Here is a 21,174-nt window from a genome sequence, read left to right on the forward strand (position 1 = left end):
GTAACGAAATGGACAAACTGGATGCCATGCAGGTCTATGTTGCGGTCGTGGATGCCCACAGCTTCGCCCGCGCGGCGGAGGTGCTCGGGCAGCCGCGCTCCACGGTATCGCGGGTGGTGAAGGAGCTGGAAGCCTGGCTCGGGGCGCAGCTTCTCCAGCGCACCACCCGCAAGCTCAGCGTGACGGCGGAGGGTCGCCGGTATTATGAGGAGTGTAAAAGGCTGCTGGCCGAGATGGCGGCGATGGAAGCCTCCTTTCCCGGGCGCTCGGCTCAGCCCGCCGGGCGGTTCAAGGTAGGGATGCCGCAATCCCTTGCCCGCCACTGCATTCTGCCGAGGATCGGCGAGTTTTTGCAGCAGTATCCCGATCTGGAGCTGATCCTCTGCTCAAGCGACAACGTGGAAGATATTATTCAGGAGGGATTCGACTGCGTGATCCGTACCGGGCGGATCGAAGATTCCACCACCCTGGTGGCGCGTCCTCTGGCCCGCTACCGCTGGATGGTCCTCGCCTCGCCGGCCTGGCTCGCGGCCCACGGCCGGCCGCAGAGCATCGACGAACTGCACCAGCATCGGGCGGTGGGCTACCTGAATCACCGTACCGGGCGGACCATCGACTGGCTTTTCTCCCTCGATGAAGGCGACTGCGCGATCCGCATGCGGGAGACGCTGGTGGTCGACGATACCGATGCCTACATTCAGGCCGGCATTCAGGGGCTGGGCCTGATCCGCGTCGCCAGCTATCTGGCGCAACCTTATCTGCAGAGCGGGGCGCTGGTCGCCTGTCTGGAGCAGGCCGCTTCTGATCTTCCCTTGTCGCTGGTCTATCCGCAAAACCGCTATCTGCCGCCGGCGGTGCGCGCGTTTTATGACTGGAGCAGGCGTGTGCTGCAACCCCCGCACAGCGAGGCCTGATGCCGGGGCATCGGCCCGGTTATTGGCCGCGCATGGCCTGTTTTAACTTCGTCACCAGCCAGTTCAGCGCCGGATCCTGCGCCCGCCGTTTGTGCCGCAAAATGCACAGCGTAAATTCCGGATACGCTACCGGCGGAGCGTCCGCGCGCAGCGCATACTGCGCCTGCCAGCGCTGCGCCAGCCCCTGCGGGACGGTGGCGAACAGCGGCAGGGTGGTCAGCAGCAGGGGAAAGGTGGAGAAATTCTGCGTGGCAAAGCGCACGCGCCGCGCGAGCCCCTGGCTGGCGAGCTGGCGGTCAATTTCACCGTGGCCGGTTTCGCGATAGGCCACCATCACATGTTCCCAGGCGACAAAGTCGCTCACCGACAGCGGACCGCGGCAGGGGATCTGCTGCGGCGACCACAGGGTGGTGACTCCCATGGACATCACCGGCTCGCTGACGATCTCCCCACGGCTCTGTTTGTTGACAGACACCGCGACATCAATGCGCTCCTCCTCCAGCAACTGGCGAACCTGGAAGGGGTCGGCGGCTATCGACTGCAGTGACACTCCGGGCGCCTCCTGCATCAGCCCGGGTAACAGCGGGGGCATCAGCCAGTGTTCGCTCCAGTCGCTGAGGCCGATGCGAAAAAGCTGCTGCGCGCGCGCCGGGACGAACTCTGCGGCGCCAAACATCGCCGAATGCAGGTTTTCCATCAGCGGCTGCAGGTCGGTCATCAGCGCTTGCGCCCGCGGCGTCGGCAGCATGCCTCTGGCGCTGCGGACGAACAGCGGGTCGTCAAACATCTCGCGCAGCCGTTTCAGCGCCCCGCTGATAGCCGGCTGGCCAAGATGCAGCACCTCTGCGGTACGGGTGACGCTCCCTTCGCGGTACAGCACCATCAAGACTGTCAACAGATTCAGATCGATACGACTAAAATCATTTTCAATGATTTTGTTCATTATGATAATCAATTTGAATGTGGGTTATCCCGGCAGCATAGTGAATATCACCCCGATAAATCAACCAGCGCAATGCGCGCGGAGGGAGTGATGCAAACTTACCAGACAGGCGATAGCCTGATTTTCAAAGTGCCGGAGCGCGAGATTTCCCTGCTGCCGGCAGCGCTCTATCCAGAGGCGTTCCCGGTAGCGGAGGCGGAGGCCGTTATTCAGCCGATTGCGCTGTCAATCCACAGCTGGGTGGTGCAGACCCCCTACGATCTGATTGTTATCGATACCGCCACCGGCAATGGTCGGGAGCGCGGCGGCAATCCGCTCTATCATCAACTTAGCACGCCGTATCTGGAGAATCTCCGCGCCGCGGGAGTGAACCCGGAGGACGTGACCCTGGTGCTACTGACTCACCTGCATACCGACCATGTCGGATGGAATACCGTCTGGCAGGACGATCGCTGGGTGCCGCTGTTTCCCAACGCCCGCTATCTGTGCTCGGCAAAAGAGCTGTCGCGGGTGAAAAACAGCGAACGCTACCGGGCGCTGTGGCTTGACAGCCTGCTGCCGGTGATTGAGGCCGGCCAGCTGGAGACCGTCGATGTGGCGACCCGGCCGCGGGTCGGCGGACGGATCGACTTTATTCCCACCCCCGGCCACAGTCCGGACCATGCCGCGCTGGTCCTCGCCGCCGGAGATGACTACGCCTGTTTCTCCGGCGATCTTCTGCATTCCCCGATCCAGTTTGCCCATCCGCAGTGGAATTCAGCGTTCTGCGGCGATCCCCGGCAGGCGGAAGTCTCGCGACGGGAGATGATGGCGTGGGGGGCAAGCCATCATGCTCAATGGTTCACCGGGCATTTTGCCGGGCCTTCCTGCGGCTGGCTGGAGAAGGATAAGCAAGGTGACTATCGCTGGCGAGAGGCCGGGAAACAGGCTGCAGATAAGGGGAACAGTGATGAATAATGCGCAAAGCGTGTTGGTTTTTGGCGCCACCGGTCAGCAGGGCGGCTCGGTGGCGCGGGCGCTGCTGCACCGCGGCTGGCGGGTTCGGGCGCTGGTCAGGGATCCTTTCTCCGCCGGGGCCGCTGCGCTGGCGGCGCGGGGAGCCGAGCTGGTCGTGGGAACCTTTGAAGACCGGGCGGCAATGCGGTCGGCGATGGCCGGGGTCGACGGCGTCTTCAGCGTCCAGCCCAGTTCGCCGGGAGGGACGGTGACCGATGAGCAGGAGGTACGCTACGGGATAACCATCGCCGATCTCGCCGTCGAGTGCGCGGTGAAGCATCTGGTGTACAGCTCCGGCAGCGCGACGGGAGAGACGCCGACCGGCGTAGCGCATTATGACACCAAAGCGGAAATTGAACGGCATATTCGCCGCCTGCCGCTGGCGGCGACCATCGTGCGGCCCGCCACCTTTATGGAGCTGCTGGTGATGCCTGGTTTTGGCCTTGATGAAGGTCGTTTTCAATTTTTTATGCTGCCGGAGGGGAGAATGCAGGTGCTGGCGGTGGAGGATATCGGCCATCTTGTCGCGGCGGTTTTTGCCGCGCCGGCGCGGTTTGCCGGCAAGACGTTCGAGATCGCCAGCGACAGCGTGACCGGTCGTCAGCTGGAGGGGTTATTCTCCACGGCGGCGGGACGGCCGATCCCCTATTCGCGATTTTCCGACGAGGTGCTGGCCGCCAGTCCTTTTCTGCACAAGCTGACCGGGCTGGTGGACGACGGGCGGCTGGCGGGGCACGCCGACCTCGACGCCATGCGCCAGCTGCACCCGCAGCTGCACACCTTCGCCGGCTGGCTGGCCGGCCCCGGCCGTCCCGCCTTCGAGCGGGCGCTGACCAGCGCGGCCAGCTGGGCGTTTGATCGTTAAAGGCGGGCGTTNTNGTTANNNGCCAGGCGCGCTGTCTCGTCGGTGACCGGCCGCCGCTAGCCGGCAGTCAGGATCGCGTCGGCCAGCACCGCTAAAATCCGCTCTGCGCGCGGGGCATGGGACGGTTGCTCCCGCAGCCAGGCAAGCGCGGCGATCAGATCGAACAGCTCCTCTCCGCTGAGATCTGGCCGTGCCAGCCCGGCCTGCTGCGCGCGGGTCAGCAGCGACGTACCGGCGGCGCGCAGGGCAACGCAGGCGCTGTGCAGGGCGGACTCAGGATCGTCGATGGCGCTCATCAGCGGGGCGATGATCTCGCGATGCTGATGGGTAAACGCCACGCTCTCGGCCAGCCACTCCAGCAGCGCCGCGGCAGGATCGGCGGCGAGCAGAAGCGACTCAGCCCGGGCGGTTAGCGCCGCAAAGCGGCTGCGGAGCAGGGCTTCCAGCAGGCTGTCGCGGTTGGGAAAGTGGCGGTAGAGGGTTCCCATTCCGACGCCCGCCCGGCGGGCGATATCGCGCAGCGAGGCCTCAGCGCCTTGCTCCACAAAGACGTCCCGGGCCACCTCGATCAACAGGTCATAATTTTTTCTGGCATCAGCTCTCATTGGCGTTCCTTGACAATCGGAGCACTGCTCCATATATTCGGAGCGGTGCTCCGTTAAATATAACGCATTTCCATATGAGGAGAAAGCGATGTCGACGCAGATGATGAAGGCCGTTCAACAGCACGCCTTTGGCGGGCCGGAAGTCCTGAGCTATGAGGATGCGCCCATGCCGGTCCTGCAGGCCGGTGAAGTACTGGTACAGGTGCACGCGGTGGGCGTGAACCCGCCGGACAGCTATCTGCGCGATGGCTATCAACAGCTGCCCCCGGAGTGGCGGCCCGAGGTCCGCTTTCCCTTGATCCTCGGGACCGATCTCTCCGGGGTGGTGGTGGCGCGGGCGGATGACGTCCGGGAGGTGGCGGTCGGCGACGAAGTGTATGCTATGGCGCGTTTTCCCGAAGGGGCGGCAGGGGGCAGCCGCGCTTACGCCGAGTACGTTAGCGTGCCGGTCAGCGACCTCGCTCGCAAACCCCTAACCCTGAGCCATCAGCAGGCCGCCGCGGTGCCGATGTCGCTCCTCACCGCCTGGCAGTTCATGATCGATCCCGGGCATGAGGTGGCGAATCCGCTGCAGCCGGGGCCGCATCGGCCGGTGCCGCTGGCGGGTAAACGCGTCCTGGTCAACGGTGCGGCAGGGGGAGTCGGTCATTTCGCCGTGCAGCTGGCAAAGTGGCAGGGCGCCGAGGTGATTGCCGCCGCCGCGGGCCGCCATGAAGCCTTTTTACGTCAGCTCGGCGCCGATAGCGTTATCGACTATACAACCACCGCAGTGGAGGAGACGGTGCGTGACCTGGACCTGGTCATTGATGCGCCGGGCGGGCCGGCCAGCGGCCGTTTTTTGCGTACCCTGCGACCCGGCGGCGCGCTGTACCCGATCTTTCCGCTCGGCTTTGCCGGGGCGGAAGAGGCGCGACAGCGCGGAGTGACGGTCTCCACCACCCAGGTACGCTCCAGCGGCGCGCAGCTCGCCCGGCTTGCCGACCTGCTGGACGCCGGGGTCATCCGGGTTGCAATTGACAGCGTTTTCCCCCTTGCGCAGGCGCAGATGGCGCATGAGCGAGCAGCGCAGGGGCATCTTGAGGGCAAAATCGTGCTGTCGGTGATGGACTCGTCAGCCGGGTAATCCCCGACGGCCAGGGTTGCGTTTTTGCTTCTCCCGGCGGCGGGCTAAAACAGCGCCAGCCGGGCAAGACGGTCCAGCGCGTTGCTCAGCGCCTCGTCCCCTGCGGTCAGGCTGATGCGAATAAATCCTTCCCCCCCTGCGCCAAAACCCGTGCCCGGCGCCACCAGAATATGCGCTTCCTGCAGCAGCAGACGGGCAAACTCCTGCGAACGGTAGCCGGGCGGCACGCCGAGCCAGAGGAAGAAAGTGCCTTGTGCGTCACGCGCCGGCCAGCGCAGCGCGGCTAGTCGACGCAGAACCCACTCCCGACGTTGATGATAGACCGCCGTTAGCTGCGCAATCCGTTCGGCCGGCAGGTTGAGCGCGGCGATCGCCGCATCCTGAATCGCGCCAAACACCGTGCTGTAGCTATGGGTGTGCAGCTTTTTAAACGCCCGGATAATCGAGGCGTTGCCGACCGCGAAGCCGAAGCGCCAGCCGGCCATATTAAAGGTCTTGGAAAAAGTATAGGTTTCCACTCCCCATGCTTTCGCGTCGGGCTGGGAGAAGAGGCTCAGCGGCGCATCGCTGGCCGCGCTGCCGATGGCCGCATAGGCAAAATCATGGAGGATCGGCACCTGGTGACGACGAGCAAACTGCAGCGCGCTGGCGAACAGCGCCGGCGTGGCGAGGGCGCCGGTTGGATTATGCGGATAGTTAAGCACCACCAGCCCGGCCTTGTCAGCGACTTCCCGGGGAAGATCGTTAAAATCCGGCAGGAAATGGTTCTCCGCCCTGAGCGGCAGGCCATAAAACGCCGCCTGGGACTGCAGCGCCGCCGAGCGGTAAATCGGATAGCAGGGATCGGTGGAGATGAGGTATTGCCCGGGGCTGAGCAGCGCCCGCGGGATGCCGCCTATACCGATATGCGACCCCTGAAACACGGCGACTTCGCTGTGCGGATCGAGTTCCACATCATACTGCCGGCGATAGAACCGGGCGATCGCCTCGCGGACCTGTGGTTTGCCCCAGAACGACGGGTAGCCATGGTTTTCACGACGATGAATAGCGCTCTGCAGCGAGTCGATCACTTCCGGCGGGGTGGGTTGATCCGGACTGCCGCTGGAAAGATCGATCAGCGGTAGCGCTTCGGTGTTGACCTCCGCGGCCAGTTTTTCCAGCAGGCTGAACAGATTCTCTTCCAGGGCGTCCACCAGCGGCGAAGCAGTAAAATCAGGCATAACACTCCCGGTTTAAATCACGAATAATTAACCATCTTTAAGGGATTTATAGCGGCTGGCTAAATAACAATATACGCAAAAGATTCTTGTTTTTAAGATATGTCGGTATAGCAAAAGTTAATGAGGAATTAGCAAAAGGAAATTCGGCGTTCTGGCTTACAACCCACAGTCGGCTGTGATTTAATCGTTCAATATCGCCAACCCTCCAGGAAAATACCTTATGAACAAGTCAGTTGCGCGCGGGATCGCTCTCGCCCTGTTGTCGGCCACCTCTTTTTATGCCGCCGCCGACGCTCATCTTATCCGCGTCGGCTTTAACCCCGGGCCGTATAAAGAACAATTTGAGAAAGGCGTCGCGCCCTATTTATTGAGTAAAGGGTATAAAATCGAATATAAGGATTTCAGCGACGGTATTCAGGTGAATGACGCGGTAGCCCGCGGCGATATCGAAGCGAATATTATGCAGCATCCGGTATATCTGAAAGCAATTAATGAGCGGCTGGGGATCGATAACGTGGGCATTGTGCAGGTCCCCACGCCGCCGATGGGGCTGTATGGTGGGAAACTGACCACCCTGGGGACCCCGGCGGCGGGCACCGTCGTGTCGGTACCAAACCAGCCGTCAAATGAATATCGCGCGGTACTGGTGCTGGAGAGCCTTGGCTGGGTGAAAATTAAACCAGACAGCGATCCGGCCACTTTTTCGCAGCGTAACATCGTAGATAATCCTTACAAAATTGTCCTAAAAGAGATGGATAATGCCCAGCAGGTTCGCGCTCTGCCGGACGTCGACTATGGCCTGATTCAGGGCAATTTTGCCGTCTCCAGCGGTATGTCCCTGACCTCGGCCTTAAAGCTGGAAGCAGCCACCAGCCATTTTATTAATGTCGTGACCGTCGCCGGTAAAAATCAGAAGGCGCAGTTTGCCAAAGATATTATCGATGGCTACCACTCGGCCGAGTTCAAAAAATATATTCTCAGCCATCCGCAGTATGATGGTTACCTGCTGCCTGACTATTTAAAATGAATAACGCGATGATAGAATTTCGCCACGTCAGTAAAAGCTTTTCCAGGAAAGGACATCCGGTTCTGGCCTTGCAGGATATTAATCTCAGCATTGAGCGAGGCGATATTTTTGGCATTATTGGCTACAGCGGGGCAGGAAAAAGCACCTTATTACGGCTGATTAATCGTCTGGAAACACCTGGCGAGGGCGAGGTACTGTTAAACGGCGAGCCGCTACAGGACTGCNGCGGCCAGCGCCTGCAGGCCATCAAAAAAGATATCGGCATGATCTTTCAGAATTTTAATCTGCTGAATTCGAAAACCGTTTTTCATAACATCGCCATCCCGCTTATTTTACAGGGGCGCGACAAGGCCTTTATCCAGGCGCGGGTGGCGGAACTGCTGGCGTTCGTCGATCTGAGCGACAAAATCCACAGCTACCCTAATGAGCTGTCGGGCGGACAAAAGCAGCGGGTCGGTATTGCCCGGGCGCTGGCCACCAACCCGTCGGTCCTTCTGTGCGATGAAGCCACCTCGGCGCTCGACCCCCACACTACGGTGCAGATCTTACTGCTTTTGCAGGAGATTAATCGTCGGTATGGCATCACCATCGTACTGATCACCCATGAGATGTCGGTGATCCAGAAAATCTGTCACAAGGTGGCGGTGATGCAGGCGGGCCGTATCGTTGAACAGGGGGCGGTTTTTGATCTCTTTGCTCAGCCGCAGCATCCGGTCACTGCCAGTTTCGTGCAGTCGGTGGTGCACGACCGCCTGCCGCAGCGGGTGGCGTCGTTCCTGCAGCGCGATAACGGCGCCCGGGCTTTACGCCTCGAATTTGTCGGCGCGACGGCGCAGCAGCCGATTATTAACCACCTGATCCGCGAGTATGCTGTCGAGGTGAATATCCTGTTTGCCAGCATGTCTGAAGTTCAGGGTCGGATTCTGGGATTTATGATTGTGCAGCTCCTCGGCGAGCCTGACGAAACCGAACGCGCCATCACCCATCTGGTCGATGCAGGAGTGAAAATCACCCATGTTTGATCTTATTGATACCGCCATCACCGGGGATCAGTTTCTGCTGGCGCTGCATGACACCCTGATTATGGTCGCCGTCTCGCTGGGCTTTGGCGCGCTGATCGGCGTCCCGCTGGGGATTGTGCTGGTGGTTTGCCGTCCCGGCGGCATCGTGGCCAACCCGGTGGTGCATCAGGCGCTGAATCCGCTGATTAACGTGCTGCGTTCGCTGCCGTTTATCATTTTGCTGATTGTGATCCTGCCCTTTACCAGACTGCTGGTGGGCACCACTATCGGCACCGCGGGAGCCATCGTGCCGCTGATCGTCTTTGTCGCCCCCTATATTGCCCGGCTGGTGGAGAGCTCGTTGCTGGAGGTGGATGAGGGGATCCTCGAGGCCGCGGACGCCATGGGCGCAACCCCGCTGCAGACTGTCTGGCACTTTATGCTGCCGGAGGCGGCGGCATCGCTGATTCTGGCCCTCACCACGGCGACCATCGGTCTGCTCGGCGCCACAGCCATGGCGGGTACAGTGGGCGGCGGGGGAATCGGGGATCTGGCTATTACCTATGGCTATCAGCGCTTCGACGCTTTCGCCACCCTCACTACCGCCCTGGTGCTGATTGTTATTGTCCAGCTTATTCAGACGCTGGGGACCCGCCTGGCTCGCCGGCTGCGTCGCGATTAATCGCTCTACCGCGCCGGGGTTGACCCGGTTAGCGTGCGCAGACCGCGGCGAAGGCGCTGGCTACCCGCGCAATATTGCCGTGGTTGAGCCCGGCCACGCAGACCCGACCGCTGGCGATCAGATAGATGCCATGCTCTTGACGCAGAACGTCTACCTGATCGGCGCTAAAGCCGGTGTAACTGAACATGCCGCGCTGGGTCAGCAGATAGGAAAAATCCCCCGCCGGCAGGGCTGCCTGCAGGGCCTTCACCAGCGCGACGCGCATGGCGCTGATGCGGGTGCGCATGGCCTCCACTTCTTCCTGCCACAGGGCATTCAGCTCGGGATCGTTGAGCACCTGCGACACCACCTGGGCGCCAAACCCCGGCGGGCTGGAGTAGTTGCGCCGCACGGTGGCTTTCAGCTGGCCCAGCACGCGCCCGGCGATATCGGCATTGTCACAGACCACTGACAGGCCGCCAACCCGCTCGCCATACAGCGAAAATATCTTGGAAAACGAGTTGCTGACCAGCGCCGTCAGCCCGGCGCTGGCGATGGCGCGAATGGCATAGGCATCCTCGTCCAGTCCGCGGCCGAAGCCCTGGTAGGCGATATCAAGGAATGGGATCAGCTCCCTGCCGATCAGCACCTCAATCACGCGATCCCACTGCTCGCGGGTGAGATCGGCCCCCGTCGGGTTATGGCAGCAAGGGTGAAGCAGCACAATGCTGCGCGGCGGCAGCTGCTGGAGGGCGGCGAGCATAGCGGGGAAATTCACCCCGCGGGTGGCGCTGTCGAACCAGGGATAGGTATGTACCTCAAAGCCGGCGCCGGCAAAGATGGCAACGTGGTTCTCCCAGGTTGGATCGCTGACCCAGACCGCGGAGTCGGGGAAGTAGCGCTTGAGAAAATCAGCGCCCACCTTNAGCGCGCCGGAGCCCCCCAGTGTTTGGATGGTGGCGATGCGTCCGGCACGCAACGCCGGATGATTGTCGCCAAACAGCAGGGCCTGGACCGCGCGGCGATAGGGCGCCAGCCCCTCCATCGGCAGATAAAGGCTGGCCTTTTGCTGCTGACTCTGCAGCCGGTCAGCGGCCTGACGGACCGCCTCCAGCTGGGGAATAATGGCCTGCTCGTTATAGTACAGCCCGATGCTGAGGTTAACTTTGTCTGCCCGGGGATCCTGTTGAAAGGCTTCCATCAGCGACAGGATAGGATCGCCCGCATAGGCGTCAACGTTCTGAAACACAGTGGTTACTCCTGAAATGACCGTCAAAGGTGAAGCCATTACACCGCGTAGCGTCCGGGACGGTGGTTCATGGCGATAATCGAATTCAAAATCACGGCGCCGAGGATAGAGACCAGCAGCATCGGCAAGCTCACTACCCACAGCGAGGCGGTGACGATGCAGGCGTCAACCACCATCTGGAATTTACCGGCGCGGATGCCGCTTTTGTCCTGCAGATAGAGGGCCAGAATATTAACGCCGCCGAGGCTCGCTTTATGGCGAAACAGCACCACAAAGCCGATGCCGACCATTATGTTGCCGAAGAGGGTGGCGTAATAGGGGTTCAGGCGATCGACATGGATAAAGTAACCGTGCAGGTNAGAGAACAGGGACACCAGTCCGACCGCGCAGAAGGTTTTCAGCGTGAAGGCGGCGCCCATCCGCCGGACAGAGAGCCAGTAGAATGGCAGGTTAATGACGAAGAAGACCACGCCAAACGGCAGGTGGGTGGCATAGTGGATCAGAAAGGCCATACCTGCCGTTCCGCCGGTCAGGGCACCGGCCTGGCGAAATAAAATAATGCCAAAGGAGATCATCAGCGTGCCGAACAGCAGCGCCAGGGTATCCTCCAGCCAGGTGTGGGTCAGTTTTTCAGGGGAAAGGATATTATCCATAAATAAGCACTATCTTTTCGTTAACAAGGATAAGCTCTTGTTTGCAAAAATCGCACCAGAGGAGCGTGCCCTGGCGAGCGTTTGCGGAAAAAATAGCCGTGGTTTAGCCTAACCTGTTGTTCTGACAGGAAGAGAAAATTGCACGGGTCGTGCGTTTTATGGTTTCCGAATGCGTGAATTGTGCGAATTTGCCGCTTGTCGCGCATTGTCTGGCCCCGCGTCTGCACCAGCGCAGGGCACTGTGCCCCGGTTCAGCGCAGCGGGGTCGTGCCCGGCATCAGCTGGCCGTTCTCTTTCAGGCGGTTGAGCACGACGGCGGTTTTCAGATGGGCCACCCCTTTGTTTTGCGCCAGAATATGGCTGATCAAATGGCTCAGACCGGGCAGGTCCGGGACCGTTACCCGCAGCAGATAATCGGCGTCGCCGGTGGTTTTCCAGGCGTCCAGAATGGCGTCCACTTCACTGAGCATCTGATGAAAGCTCTCCACGCATTGCGGGGTGTGATTCAGCAGACGCACCTCAATCAGGCCAAGCATCTCCTGCCCGGCGGCATCCGGCGCCAGACGCGCATGGTAGCCGAGGATAAGCTGTGCCTGTTCAAGGGCGATACGGCGGCGCGAACACTGGGAAGCGGACAGGCCGATAAGCTCGCTCAGCTCCTGATTGGTTAAACGGCCATTGGCCTGCAGCAGGGTAAGTATTTTCAGATCATAGTCGTCGATGTTGTACATAGTGGCCACTAGCGGAACGTAAAAGTGGCTACCAGCCTAACAGTTTTTTGCCTGGCGTGAAGTCTGAGCGGACGGCGGCAAACCGGATGCACCAAAACGGGTCAGGTTCATGCATTCATCCGCTCTTTTTCTCATGATCTGTGCGTTATCTGGCCAGTTTTCGCGTGTGATGCGCCAGGTCGGCGCCGACATGACCAGCTACCGGAACTGATTTGAAAAGAATATTTGAATATATTTCAATTAATTAATTTTTGTCTGACGCTGCAAGACGCTCCGCTGGCCTGAAAGTTGCTACCGGCGAACGTGACTTTTTACAAACAGGGGCAGGTCAGAGATGATAACGCAGCAAGAGCATCAGTTAAAACGCGGGTTAAAAAACCGCCACATCCAGTTGATCGCCCTCGGGGGGGCGGTCGGCACCGGACTGTTTTTAGGTATCGCGCAAACGATCCGTATGGCAGGCCCGTCGGTCCTGCTGGGGTACGCCATCGCCGGGGTTATCGCTTTCTTTATCATGCGTCAGCTTGGCGAAATGGTGGTAGAGGAGCCGGTGGCGGGGTCGTTCAGCCATTTCGCCAACCGCTACTGGGGGCCCTTCGCCGGGTTTATGTCCGGCTGGAATTACTGGGTGTTGTACGTGCTGGTAAGCATGGCGGAGCTGACGGCGGTGGGGATCTATATTCAGTACTGGTGGCCGGAGGTACCCACCTGGCTGTCGGCGGCGATCTTCTTCGTGGCGATCAACGCCATCAACCTGACGCACGTCAAAGTGTATGGCGAGCTGGAGTTCTGGTTCTCGATTGTCAAAGTGGCCGCCATCATCAGCATGATCGCCTTTGGCTGCTATCTGTTATTTAGCGGTCACGGCGGCCCGGCGGCGACGGTGGCCAACCTGTGGCAGGACGGGGGATTTTTCCCTAACGGCATCACGGGCTTGGTGATGGCCATGGCGGTGATCATGTTCTCCTTCGGCGGGCTTGAGCTGGTGGGGATCACCGCGGCGGAAGCCGACGAACCGCATAAAACCATTCCCAAAGCCACCAACCAGGTGATCTACCGTATTCTGCTGTTTTACGTGGGGTCGCTGGCGGTCCTGCTGTCACTCTACCCGTGGCGGAACGTCGTGGAAGGGGGAAGCCCCTTTGTGCTGATCTTTCACGCCATTGACAGCAATATTGTGGCCAACGCCCTCAATCTGGTGGTGCTCACCGCCGCGCTGTCGGTCTACAACAGCTGCGTCTACTGCAACAGCCGGATGCTGTTCGGCCTGGCTCAGCAGGGCAACGCCCCGCGTGCGCTGCTGCGGGTGAACCACCGCGGGATCCCATTGACCGCCCTGGCGGTATCCGCCGTCGCCACGGCGCTTTGCGTGGTGATTAACTATGTGATGCCCGGGAAAGCCTTTGCCCTGCTGATGGCCCTGGTGGTGGCCGCCCTGGTCATCAACTGGGCGATGATCTGCATCACTCATCTTAAGTTCCGCCGCGCCATGCAGCGGGCGGGGAAGGTAACGGCTTTCCAGAGTTTCGCCTATCCCCTGACAAACTGGCTGTGTCTGCTGTTTCTCGCCGCGATCCTCGGGGTGATGTATCTGACCCCGGACATCCGCATCTCCGTCTGCCTGATCCCGGTATGGCTGCTGATCCTTGCTGCAGGCTATCTGCTGCGCAGGAAAAGCGCGCCGGCGCCGGTGGCGGCGCTTGAGGAGCGTTAATCTGCGACGCCCTGCCTGGCGGCAGGGCGATATTATTGCGCTGAAAATATATAGCGCCAATATATAGGATGGTTTATATAATTACGATAAATGATAACTAACAATATCACGCTGAATATAAATTAGAATGTGAGGAGACCGCGCGCTTTTTATTGATCTTGCGTACCGCTTTGCTACTATCCAGCCGGCATTGAGAGTGTATTTAATAATGCCTGGAAATGGAATAGTAAAAACCATAATGGAGTAGGGTATGAAGCATGTGCACAAGCTGGCCTGGATAGGCCTGTTCGTCAATATTATTATCTGTTTTGTCGCGCGAAATTTATTACTTGATGAAGGACAGCTGAACTTCCATAGTCGGGCGGACGGCGTATGGTCCTGGCTGGTGCTGGCCCTGTTTATTGCCGTGGTGGTTCAGGCGATCAGCATAATGCTGTCAGGCCGCTACCCTTATCTGGCCATCGTCCTGGCGTTTGTTGGCGGCATCGTGATGGTGCCCGCCAGCGTGATCTTTCTGGTGGGTAGCCTGTTCAGCTTGCAAACGCGGATTAATGCCGGATTTACGCCCTGGCGATCAACCACGGCAGTGGGCGAGGCTGATAACCAGCAGCTATTAACCTTTAATGCCTCAGGCTTTTATCCCCAAGGGGCGCTGGCGCTCATCGCCGGGATCATTATTTTAATGATTGGCATGGGTATAGGCGGAGTATTTATTGCCGCCGGTATTGTTGCGCTGTGCAATGGCTATCGTCTGCAAAATCGGGTGGTGATTGGCGTGAGCGGCGAGTCGATGATATTTACGCCGGGGCTCTATGCCGATACCTACGTTATTCCCTTGCGGGATGTTGCCGTAGTTGAACGCAGCAATAATGATGCGAAAGTCCGGCTGCTGATCCGTTCCAGCGGCAGAAGCTTCACGTTGCGTAAAAAACTGCTCGCCGGCGATAAGGTTAATGACGCCTTCGCCGCCATTCTGGCAAAACTGACTACCGTTTAATGCTGGCAGAATAGAGAAGCCGCCAGGCGGCGCGAGGCGTCCTGGCGGTGAAAGGTGGAGTTAGCCTGCGCGGCTACCGCACCAGCTTGTCTCTTACGAACAGCACTGCCTGTTAATCCACGTTAGTAAAATAATCGCGCGCGGCGGTCTCGACGCGTTTCGCATCCAGCCCGGTCTTCTCAGTGATCTGTTCGATAAACGATTTAAATTTTTCGCTCATCACGTTACCCCCTTCCCAGTGGGCGACGTAAAATTTGCACTGATAGCGATAAAAATGGAGAGTGGTATCTCCTAACGTGTAATACATGCGCTTCTCCTGTCCGGTAGTACGGTTGCCGCGTCCACAGCGTCAGCAACCTCTTTCTCATTACGATCGATCTGCATTCTATCCTCCTCCCAATTGGCTGAAATTTCCAGCGGTGCTTTGCGCCATGGAGCAGGATAAAGCAATGTTAATCTGCGGATAGATAGTGATTTTTTCTAAGGTGGCGCAAAAGTAGCGGTTACCTGCGGGCCGCGCAGGTAACCGGAGAACAGGGCGGATTAGCGCAGCGTGTTGCGCTCGTCGTCGGACAGGTCCAGGGTCTGCACCATACCACTTTCAGCAGAGCGCACCGCCGCTTCCAGAACGGCCATCACCGCCAGCGCTTCCACCGGCGGCACCGGATTGGCGATCTGGCCCTTCAGCGCATCGCGGATCAGCATATAGTACTGGCGCTGATCGCCCTGCGGGGTAGCCTGCGCGTGGGCCTGCAGCGAGGCATCATAGATAACCAGCGGGTCGTCATCCTGGCCCCAGCCGGCGCTGCCCGGTACCACGCCCGCCAGCAGCTGGCTCTCCTGTTGGTCGGCCCGCGCTTTGATAACGCTACCTTTATCGCCGTGCACGGTGAAGCGCGACGAGCCGCCCGCGACCAGCATGCTGCAGTGCAGGATCACTTTATGCGCCGGGTAGTTTAATACCACATGCGCCCAGTCGTTGATCTCCGCGCCGTCGCGCAGGGTGGCTATGTTACCTTGCACCGACTGCGGCAAACCAAATAGCTGCAGCGCCTGGTCGATAAGGTGCGGCCCCAGGTCGAACCACAAGCCGCTGCCCGGGACGTTCTGCTCGCGCCAGCGGACGCGGACTTCCGGGCGGAAGCGGTCGAAATGCGACTCGAAGTGTTTCACCGCGCCGAGGGTGCCTTGCTCAATCACCTGACGGATCCCGAGATAGTCGCTGTCCCAGCGGCGGTTATGGAAGACGGAAAGCAGACGCTGTTTCTCCTCCGCCAGGGCGATCAGCTCCCGGGCCTCCTGCATATCGAGGGTAAAGGGCTTATCCACCACCACATGTTTGCCGGCGTTCAGCGCCAGGCGGGCCAGCGGGGCGTGCGTGGCGTTAGGGGAGGCGATGACCACCAGGTCAACGTCCGGATGCTGGACCGCAGCTTCCGGGGAGGCGATCACCGTGACGTCCGGCAGGTCGCGTTTGACCTTCTCTTCATCGCGGGAAGCGACGAACGCCAGGTTCAGCCCCGGCACCGAACGGATAAGCGGCGCGTGGAAGGTCTTACCGACGAATCCGTAGCCAATCAGGGCGATATTTATCGTGTTGTTACTCATCAGGTTCTCCACGTTGTTAAGCGTCAGCAATATGTACAGAGAGGGCGGGGTCATCCCCCAGCTCAGCCCAGGGACGATCAAGAAAAAGATGGTGAATGTCGCTGAGTCCGGCCACCCGCCACGGTTCGCAGCGGTTGAGTTTGGTATGGTCCGCCACCAGCCAGTGCTCGGCGCTGGCGGCCAGCATGGCGCGTTTAACGTCGGCATCAGCTTCCTGGCTGGCGCTCAGCCCCAGCCCGGCATGGAGCGCGCAGGCGCCGAGAATGGCGATATCGGCCCGGTAGCGGGTGACCAGCGACAGGGTGGCGCTGCCGGCGAACAGCCGTTGTTTACTATCCCACTGGCCGCCAAGCAGGATCAGCTGGATATCGGCACGGTCGCTGAACAGCTGAGCGATATCCAGAGAAGCCGTGATCACGGTCAACGGCCCTTTCAGCTGGGCTGCCACCGCCAGCAGCGTGCTTCCGGCGTCGAGAAACAGCGTCGAGCCAGAGGGAATGCGCGCGGCGACCTGCTGACCCAGGCGCTGCTTGGTCTGGGTGAGAAGAGCGTTTCTGCCCTGGCGCGTCATGGCCGGGACGTTAAGGGCGATGGCCCCGCCGTGGCTTTTCTGCAGCACGCCCTGTTGTTCCAGGTCGCTCAGATCGCGGCGAATGGTATCGGCCGACACCTGCAGCTCTGCAACCAGCTCGCTGATGCTCAGCTGACCGGTTTCGCTAAGCCTGTCGAGAATATGTTTTTGCCTGGCGAGCTTATGCATGGCCATTGACTCCGCAAATTAACGCAATAAACAGCATAATACAGCAAGAAGTTGCAAAATAAACGGCAAAACGTCGCTCTGTATGTGTTGAATCGTGAAGAACTTGATTTCACTAAGTTTTAACGTTAAATGAGGGGAGCGCCGCGACCGGGGGCGAATGCGCTTTTCAATGAAGCGACTAGGCCTGTATTTCCGGGTCATTAAAAGCAAGAATGCGCGCTTTCGCGTACCTTATAGAGAAGGCGCGTAATTTAGCAGATATGGATTAACGGAGGTTGAGTGGACGCGATTAAAGGCTCGGAGTTGCAGATACCGGACGCGATCTTCGCGTGGGTGCTCGACGGGCAGGGGGGCGTTAAGCCGCTCGCCGATGACGATATTATCGACAAAGACAAGCCTTGCTGGCTGCATCTCAACTATACCCATAGCGACAGCGCCGACTGGCTGGCGGCCACCCCGTTGTTGCCCAATAACGTACGCGATGCCCTGGCGGGGGAGAGCACCCGGCCGCGGGTGACGCGGATCGGTGACGGGGCGCTGATCACCCTGCGCTGTATCAACGGCAGTACCGATGAGCGGCCCGACCAGCTGGTGGCGATGCGCCTGTATATGGATGAGCGGCTGATCGTCTCCACTCGTCAGCGCAAAGTGCTGGCGCTGGACGATGTGCTGGGTGACCTGAAGGAAGGTAATGGCCCGACGGACGGCGGCAGCTGGCTGGTGGAGGTCTGCGATGCGTTGACCGATCATGCCAGCGAGTTTATCGAACAACTGCACGATCGCATTATCGACCTGGAAGACGACCTGCTCGATCAGCAGGTGCCGCCGCGCGGATTTCTCGCACTGCTGCGTAAGCAGCTGATTGTGATGCGCCGCTATATGGCGCCGCAGCGCGACGTTTACGCCCGGCTGGCCAGCGAGCGGCTGCCGTGGATGAGTGACGATCAGCGGCGGCGAATGCAGGATATCGCCGAGCGGCTGGGGCGCGGTCTGGATGAGATCGACAGCTGTATCGCGCGGACGGCGATCATGAGCGACGAGATCGCCCAGATTATGCAGGAGTCGCTGGCGCGGCGGACCTATACCATGTCATTGATGGCGATGGTGTTTCTACCCAGCACCTTTTTAACCGGCCTGTTCGGCGTCAACCTCGGCGGGATCCCTGGCAACAGCTGGCATCTGGGGTTTAGCCTTTTCTGCTTGATGTTAGTCGTTGTCATCGGTGGTGTTGCGTGGTGGTTACATCGCAGTAAATGGCTGTAAAGAATCGCCTTTTAGCGGCTGTAGTGCCGGGAAAACCCGGCAATGTTTGAGCGAAATCAATAAACCATCTACCCATTCAGGGCAATATCTCTCTCGCAGGTGAATGCAACGTCAAGCGATGGGCGTTGCGCTCCATATTGTCTTACTTCCTTTTTTGAATTACTGCATAGCACAATTGATTCGTACGACGCCGGCTTTGTTGAGTCGGCTTTTTTTTTGCGCTCTCCGGTCCAGCTTCTACCCTTACTAAGACACCCGACGGTTTCTGGCCGTTGACGCCTGCGGGTACGCCCGTATCACTCTCCGGGAGGCCTCTATGTATTACGCTTCAGAGCTGACAGCCCAGTCTATCCCTATCTCGCCCGAGCCGAACGATCCGGCTCCTTTACCCGATCCACGACCGCGTCCGCAGCCCCAGCCCGATCCGCCGCCTGACGAAGAGCCGATTAAATTGTCGCATCAGGCGCGGAGATCTGCGAGGATACGCGCCTGCAGATTGTCTGCCTTTTAATACGAGAATACATTGTGACCGCTTTTTCTACCCTGACTGTTTTACCTGCCGCCCAATTAGCCAACCTTAACGAGCTGGGTTATCTGTCGATGACCCCGGTTCAGGCCGCCGCCCTGCCGGCGATCCTCGCGGGGAAAGATGTGCGCGTGCAGGCAAAAACCGGCAGCGGAAAAACGGCCGCATTTGGGCTGGGTCTGCTGCAGCATATCGATCCGGCGCGCTTCGAGACCCAGTCGCTGGTGTTATGCCCGACCCGCGAGCTGGCCGATCAGGTCGCCGGCGAGCTGCGCCGCCTGGCGCGCTGCCTGCCGAACATCAAGATTCTGATGCTCTGCGGCGGGCAGCCCTTTGGCGCCCAGCGAGATTCCCTGCAGCATGCCCCGCATATTATCGTCGCCACCCCGGGCCGTCTGCTCGATCATCTGCAGAAGGGAACGGTCTCCCTTGACGCGCTGCAGACCCTGGTGATGGACGAAGCGGACCGCATGCTCGATATGGGCTTTAGCGATGCCATTGATGAGGTGATCCGCTTCGCACCGGCTGACCGGCAGACGCTGCTGTTTTCTGCTACCTGGCCGGCGGCAATCGCGGCGATCAGCGGCCGGGTGCAGCGCAATCCGCAGACCATTGAGATCGACACTGTCGATGCGCTCCCGGCGATTGAGCAGCAGTTCTTTGAAATTTCCCGCCACGGTAAGATTGCCCTGCTGCAGCGCCTGCTCAGCCAGCATCAGCCCGCATCCTGCGTGGTGTTCTGCAATACCAAACGCGATTGCCAGGCGGTCTGCGATGCGCTCAACGCCGCCGGGCAGAGCGCCTTGTCGCTGCATGGTGACCTTGAGCAGCGCGATCGCGATCAGACGCTGGTGCGCTTCGCTAACGGCAGCGTCCGGGTTCTGGTGGCGACCGACGTCGCTGCCCGCGGTCTGGACATCAAATCCCTGGCGCTGGTGGTGAATTTCGAGCTGGCCTGGGATCCGGAGGTGCATGTTCACCGCATCGGCCGTACCGCCCGCGCCGGTGAACAAGGGCTGGCCATCAGCTTCTGTGCGCCGGAAGAGGCGCAGCGCGCCACTATTCTGGCCGACATGCTGCAGCTTTCCCTGAACTGGCTGCCGGCGCCGACGGGCAACACCATCGCGCCGCTGACGGCGGAGATGGCGACGCTGTGTATCGACGGCGGGAAAAAGGCGAAAATGCGCCCGGGAGATGTGCTGGGAGCCCTGACCGGGGATATGGGCTTTGATGGTGCCGATATCGGCAAAATTACCGTCCACCCGGCCCACGTCTATGTGGCGATCCGCCAGAATATGGCGCAGAAGGCGTATAAGCAGTTACAAAATGGCAAGATCAAAGGTAAATCCTGCCGCGTACGACTGCTGAAGTAAGGGCAGGAGAGTGCGTCTCAGGCGGCTGCCTGAGACGCGTGAGGGTTATTTCACTTCCACCACGTTCAGACGCAGCTCATCGAGACGGGCGTCTTCTTCTTCCGGCTGCCAGCCGGCGGGCTGCAGGGGAATATCTTCCCTGTCAAACGCCAGATCGCCACCATCCACCACCTCTGAGCCGTGGGTGATACCTTTAAAATCAAACAGATTGACGTCGCTCAGGTGCGAAGGCACCACGTTCTGCATCGCGCTGAACATGGTTTCAATGCGCCCAGGATAACGCTTATCCCAGTCGCGGAGCATATCGGCGATCACCTGGCGCTGCAGGTTTGGCTGCGAACCGCACAGGTTGCACGGAATAATCGGGAAGCCTTTGGCCTGGGAGAAGCGCTCGATGTCCTTTTCCCGGCAGTAGGCCAGCGGGCGGATGACGATGTGTTTGCCGTCGTCGCTCATCAGCTTCGGCGGCATCCCTTTCATTTTGCCGCCGTAGAACATATTCAAAAACAGCGTCTGCAGGATATCGTCGCGATGATGGCCGAGGGCGATCTTGGTCGCCCCGAGCTCGGTGGCGGTACGATAGAGGATGCCGCGACGCAGGCGAGAGCACAGCGAGCAGGTGGTTTTTCCTTCCGGGATCTTCTCTTTGACGATGCCGTAGGTGTTCTCTTCGACAATCTTGTATTCAACCCCCAGCTGCTCCAGATACGCCGGCAGAATATGCTCCGGGAACCCTGGCTGCTTCTGATCGAGGTTCACCGCCACCAGCGAGAAGGAGATGGGCGCGCTTTTCTGCAGATTGCGCAGGATCTCCAGCATGGTATAGCTGTCCTTGCCGCCTGAAAGACAAACCATAATGCGGTCGCCCTCTTCAATCATATTGAAGTCGGCAATCGCCTCACCGACNTTGCGGCGCAGACGTTTCTGCAGCTTATCGATGTTGTA

General features: G+C 59.8%; 22 protein-coding genes. 12 read left to right on the forward strand and 10 right to left on the reverse strand.

Annotation, left to right across the window (positions count from 1 at the left end; genetic code table 11):
• Nucleotides 1-8: 8 nt before the first annotated feature.
• Entirely contained in the window at nucleotides 9-914 is a 906-nt protein-coding gene (locus VZP09_RS06840; protein WP_004190483.1) for a LysR family transcriptional regulator, read from the forward strand.
• Between the two features lie 19 nt (nucleotides 915-933).
• Here the strand turns inward: VZP09_RS06840 and VZP09_RS06845 are convergent, their stop codons facing one another.
• Complete coding sequence (locus tag VZP09_RS06845; protein WP_009309029.1) at nucleotides 934-1,857, reverse strand: LysR family transcriptional regulator; 924 nt, start codon at nucleotides 1,855-1,857, stop codon at nucleotides 934-936.
• 87 nt (nucleotides 1,858-1,944) lie between these two features.
• On the opposite strand from VZP09_RS06845, the gene VZP09_RS06850 reads away from it, so the two are divergent.
• Complete coding sequence (locus tag VZP09_RS06850) at nucleotides 1,945-2,814, forward strand: MBL fold metallo-hydrolase (RefSeq protein ID WP_074422619.1); 870 nt, start codon at nucleotides 1,945-1,947, stop codon at nucleotides 2,812-2,814.
• Nucleotides 2,807-3,718 (forward strand): NmrA/HSCARG family protein, encoded by a 912-nt coding sequence (locus tag VZP09_RS06855; protein WP_020316473.1) that lies wholly within the window; start codon nucleotides 2,807-2,809, stop codon nucleotides 3,716-3,718. The genes VZP09_RS06850 and VZP09_RS06855 overlap by 8 nt, the downstream gene beginning before the upstream one ends.
• A gap of 56 nt (nucleotides 3,719-3,774) precedes the next feature.
• On the opposite strand, the gene VZP09_RS06860 is transcribed toward VZP09_RS06855, so the two are convergent.
• Nucleotides 3,775-4,323, reverse strand: coding sequence for a TetR/AcrR family transcriptional regulator (locus VZP09_RS06860; RefSeq protein ID WP_328794979.1), 549 nt, complete (start codon nucleotides 4,321-4,323; stop codon nucleotides 3,775-3,777).
• Between the two features lie 88 nt (nucleotides 4,324-4,411).
• Between VZP09_RS06860 and VZP09_RS06865 the strand changes: the two genes are divergently transcribed.
• Nucleotides 4,412-5,446, forward strand: coding sequence for an NADP-dependent oxidoreductase (locus VZP09_RS06865; protein WP_020316484.1), 1,035 nt, complete (start codon nucleotides 4,412-4,414; stop codon nucleotides 5,444-5,446).
• A gap of 44 nt (nucleotides 5,447-5,490) precedes the next feature.
• Here VZP09_RS06865 and VZP09_RS06870 read toward each other — a convergent pair whose 3' ends face one another.
• A complete protein-coding gene (locus VZP09_RS06870; RefSeq protein WP_004148182.1) occupies nucleotides 5,491-6,666 on the reverse strand; it encodes an aminotransferase class I/II-fold pyridoxal phosphate-dependent enzyme in 1,176 nt (391 codons plus the stop codon).
• Between the two features lie 220 nt (nucleotides 6,667-6,886).
• On the opposite strand from VZP09_RS06870, the gene VZP09_RS06875 reads away from it, so the two are divergent.
• The 3 genes from VZP09_RS06875 to VZP09_RS06885 all read left to right on the forward strand — a co-directional run bounded on the left by VZP09_RS06875 (nucleotide 6,887) and on the right by VZP09_RS06885 (nucleotide 9,376).
• On the forward strand, nucleotides 6,887-7,693 hold the full coding sequence (locus tag VZP09_RS06875; RefSeq protein WP_002902393.1) for a MetQ/NlpA family ABC transporter substrate-binding protein: 807 nt from the start codon (nucleotides 6,887-6,889) through the stop codon (nucleotides 7,691-7,693).
• A gap of 8 nt (nucleotides 7,694-7,701) precedes the next feature.
• The gene (locus VZP09_RS06880; RefSeq protein WP_328794980.1) at nucleotides 7,702-8,715 is read left to right on the forward strand and encodes a methionine ABC transporter ATP-binding protein; all 1,014 of its coding nucleotides are present in this window, start codon (nucleotides 7,702-7,704) and stop codon (nucleotides 8,713-8,715) included.
• Nucleotides 8,708-9,376: a methionine ABC transporter permease gene (locus VZP09_RS06885; protein ID WP_002902397.1), complete on the forward strand. Its 669-nt coding sequence runs from the start codon at nucleotides 8,708-8,710 to the stop codon at nucleotides 9,374-9,376. The genes VZP09_RS06880 and VZP09_RS06885 overlap by 8 nt, the downstream gene beginning before the upstream one ends.
• Nucleotides 9,377-9,404: 28 nt before the next feature.
• Here the strand turns inward: VZP09_RS06885 and VZP09_RS06890 are convergent, their stop codons facing one another.
• The 3 genes from VZP09_RS06890 to VZP09_RS06900 all read right to left on the reverse strand — a co-directional run bounded on the left by VZP09_RS06890 (nucleotide 9,405) and on the right by VZP09_RS06900 (nucleotide 11,988).
• Nucleotides 9,405-10,604, reverse strand: coding sequence for an amino acid aminotransferase (locus tag VZP09_RS06890; RefSeq protein WP_049118446.1), 1,200 nt, complete (start codon nucleotides 10,602-10,604; stop codon nucleotides 9,405-9,407).
• Nucleotides 10,605-10,642: 38 nt separating this feature from the next.
• Nucleotides 10,643-11,257: a YitT family protein gene (locus tag VZP09_RS06895; RefSeq protein ID WP_328794981.1), complete on the reverse strand. Its 615-nt coding sequence runs from the start codon at nucleotides 11,255-11,257 to the stop codon at nucleotides 10,643-10,645.
• A 251-nt stretch (nucleotides 11,258-11,508) separates the two neighbouring features.
• Nucleotides 11,509-11,988 carry an Lrp/AsnC family transcriptional regulator gene (locus tag VZP09_RS06900; protein WP_002902405.1) on the reverse strand — a complete coding sequence of 160 codons (480 nt, stop codon included), beginning with the start codon at nucleotides 11,986-11,988 and terminating at the stop codon, nucleotides 11,509-11,511.
• 334 nt (nucleotides 11,989-12,322) lie between these two features.
• On the opposite strand from VZP09_RS06900, the gene VZP09_RS06905 reads away from it, so the two are divergent.
• Nucleotides 12,323-13,702, forward strand: coding sequence for an amino acid permease (locus VZP09_RS06905; protein WP_328794982.1), 1,380 nt, complete (start codon nucleotides 12,323-12,325; stop codon nucleotides 13,700-13,702).
• A 250-nt stretch (nucleotides 13,703-13,952) separates the two neighbouring features.
• Entirely contained in the window at nucleotides 13,953-14,699 is a 747-nt protein-coding gene (locus tag VZP09_RS06910; RefSeq protein ID WP_002902411.1) for a hypothetical protein, read from the forward strand.
• Nucleotides 14,700-14,811: 112 nt separating this feature from the next.
• Here the strand turns inward: VZP09_RS06910 and VZP09_RS06915 are convergent, their stop codons facing one another.
• The 3 genes from VZP09_RS06915 to VZP09_RS06925 all read right to left on the reverse strand — a co-directional run bounded on the left by VZP09_RS06915 (nucleotide 14,812) and on the right by VZP09_RS06925 (nucleotide 17,067).
• Entirely contained in the window at nucleotides 14,812-15,006 is a 195-nt protein-coding gene (locus tag VZP09_RS06915; RefSeq protein WP_004176404.1) for a hypothetical protein, read from the reverse strand.
• 236 nt (nucleotides 15,007-15,242) lie between these two features.
• On the reverse strand, nucleotides 15,243-16,361 hold the full coding sequence (locus VZP09_RS06920; protein WP_020324627.1) for an oxidoreductase: 1,119 nt from the start codon (nucleotides 16,359-16,361) through the stop codon (nucleotides 15,243-15,245).
• Nucleotides 16,324-17,067 (reverse strand): DeoR/GlpR family DNA-binding transcription regulator, encoded by a 744-nt coding sequence (locus VZP09_RS06925; RefSeq protein ID WP_020316476.1) that lies wholly within the window; start codon nucleotides 17,065-17,067, stop codon nucleotides 16,324-16,326. The genes VZP09_RS06920 and VZP09_RS06925 overlap by 38 nt, the downstream gene beginning before the upstream one ends.
• 279 nt (nucleotides 17,068-17,346) lie before the next feature.
• Between VZP09_RS06925 and zntB the strand changes: the two genes are divergently transcribed.
• The 3 genes from zntB to dbpA all read left to right on the forward strand — a co-directional run bounded on the left by zntB (nucleotide 17,347) and on the right by dbpA (nucleotide 20,229).
• A complete protein-coding gene (gene zntB, locus VZP09_RS06930) occupies nucleotides 17,347-18,330 on the forward strand; it encodes a zinc transporter ZntB (RefSeq protein ID WP_004148192.1) in 984 nt (327 codons plus the stop codon).
• Between the two features lie 316 nt (nucleotides 18,331-18,646).
• On the forward strand, nucleotides 18,647-18,841 hold the full coding sequence (ynaL, locus tag VZP09_RS06935) for a proline-rich small protein YnaL (RefSeq protein ID WP_049245346.1): 195 nt from the start codon (nucleotides 18,647-18,649) through the stop codon (nucleotides 18,839-18,841).
• A 14-nt stretch (nucleotides 18,842-18,855) separates the two neighbouring features.
• Complete coding sequence (dbpA, locus tag VZP09_RS06940) at nucleotides 18,856-20,229, forward strand: ATP-dependent RNA helicase DbpA (protein WP_021313168.1); 1,374 nt, start codon at nucleotides 18,856-18,858, stop codon at nucleotides 20,227-20,229.
• Between the two features lie 45 nt (nucleotides 20,230-20,274).
• Here dbpA and ttcA read toward each other — a convergent pair.
• Nucleotides 20,275-21,174, reverse strand: a 900-nt coding sequence (gene ttcA, locus VZP09_RS06945; RefSeq protein WP_328794983.1) for a tRNA 2-thiocytidine(32) synthetase TtcA, incomplete at its 5' end; no start/stop codon positions are given.

Origin of the sequence: Klebsiella sp. EMBS2024 (genome assembly GCF_036233805.1) — a bacterium.
Lineage (GTDB): Bacteria > Pseudomonadota > Gammaproteobacteria > Enterobacterales > Enterobacteriaceae > Klebsiella > Klebsiella pneumoniae.

What these genes read in the sequence shown, in the direction of transcription:
- VZP09_RS06840 (WP_004190483.1), top strand. Translation starts at nt 9, where the DNA reads ATGGACAAACTGGATGCCATGCAGGTCTATGTTGCGGTCGTGGATGCC.
- VZP09_RS06845 (WP_009309029.1), bottom strand. Translation starts at nt 1,857, where the DNA reads ATGAACAAAATCATTGAAAATGATTTTAGTCGTATCGATCTGAATCTG.
- VZP09_RS06855 (WP_020316473.1), top strand. Translation starts at nt 2,807, where the DNA reads ATGAATAATGCGCAAAGCGTGTTGGTTTTTGGCGCCACCGGTCAGCAG.
- VZP09_RS06860 (WP_328794979.1), bottom strand. Translation starts at nt 4,323, where the DNA reads ATGAGAGCTGATGCCAGAAAAAATTATGACCTGTTGATCGAGGTGGCC.
- VZP09_RS06865 (WP_020316484.1), top strand. Translation starts at nt 4,412, where the DNA reads ATGTCGACGCAGATGATGAAGGCCGTTCAACAGCACGCCTTTGGCGGG.
- VZP09_RS06870 (WP_004148182.1), bottom strand. Translation starts at nt 6,666, where the DNA reads ATGCCTGATTTTACTGCTTCGCCGCTGGTGGACGCCCTGGAAGAGAAT.
- VZP09_RS06875 (WP_002902393.1), top strand. Translation starts at nt 6,887, where the DNA reads ATGAACAAGTCAGTTGCGCGCGGGATCGCTCTCGCCCTGTTGTCGGCC.
- VZP09_RS06885 (WP_002902397.1), top strand. Translation starts at nt 8,708, where the DNA reads ATGTTTGATCTTATTGATACCGCCATCACCGGGGATCAGTTTCTGCTG.
- VZP09_RS06900 (WP_002902405.1), bottom strand. Translation starts at nt 11,988, where the DNA reads ATGTACAACATCGACGACTATGATCTGAAAATACTTACCCTGCTGCAG.
- VZP09_RS06905 (WP_328794982.1), top strand. Translation starts at nt 12,323, where the DNA reads ATGATAACGCAGCAAGAGCATCAGTTAAAACGCGGGTTAAAAAACCGC.
- VZP09_RS06910 (WP_002902411.1), top strand. Translation starts at nt 13,953, where the DNA reads ATGAAGCATGTGCACAAGCTGGCCTGGATAGGCCTGTTCGTCAATATT.
- VZP09_RS06915 (WP_004176404.1), bottom strand. Translation starts at nt 15,006, where the DNA reads ATGTATTACACGTTAGGAGATACCACTCTCCATTTTTATCGCTATCAG.
- VZP09_RS06920 (WP_020324627.1), bottom strand. Translation starts at nt 16,361, where the DNA reads ATGACCCCGCCCTCTCTGTACATATTGCTGACGCTTAACAACGTGGAG.
- VZP09_RS06925 (WP_020316476.1), bottom strand. Translation starts at nt 17,067, where the DNA reads ATGCATAAGCTCGCCAGGCAAAAACATATTCTCGACAGGCTTAGCGAA.
- ynaL (WP_049245346.1), top strand. Translation starts at nt 18,647, where the DNA reads ATGTATTACGCTTCAGAGCTGACAGCCCAGTCTATCCCTATCTCGCCC.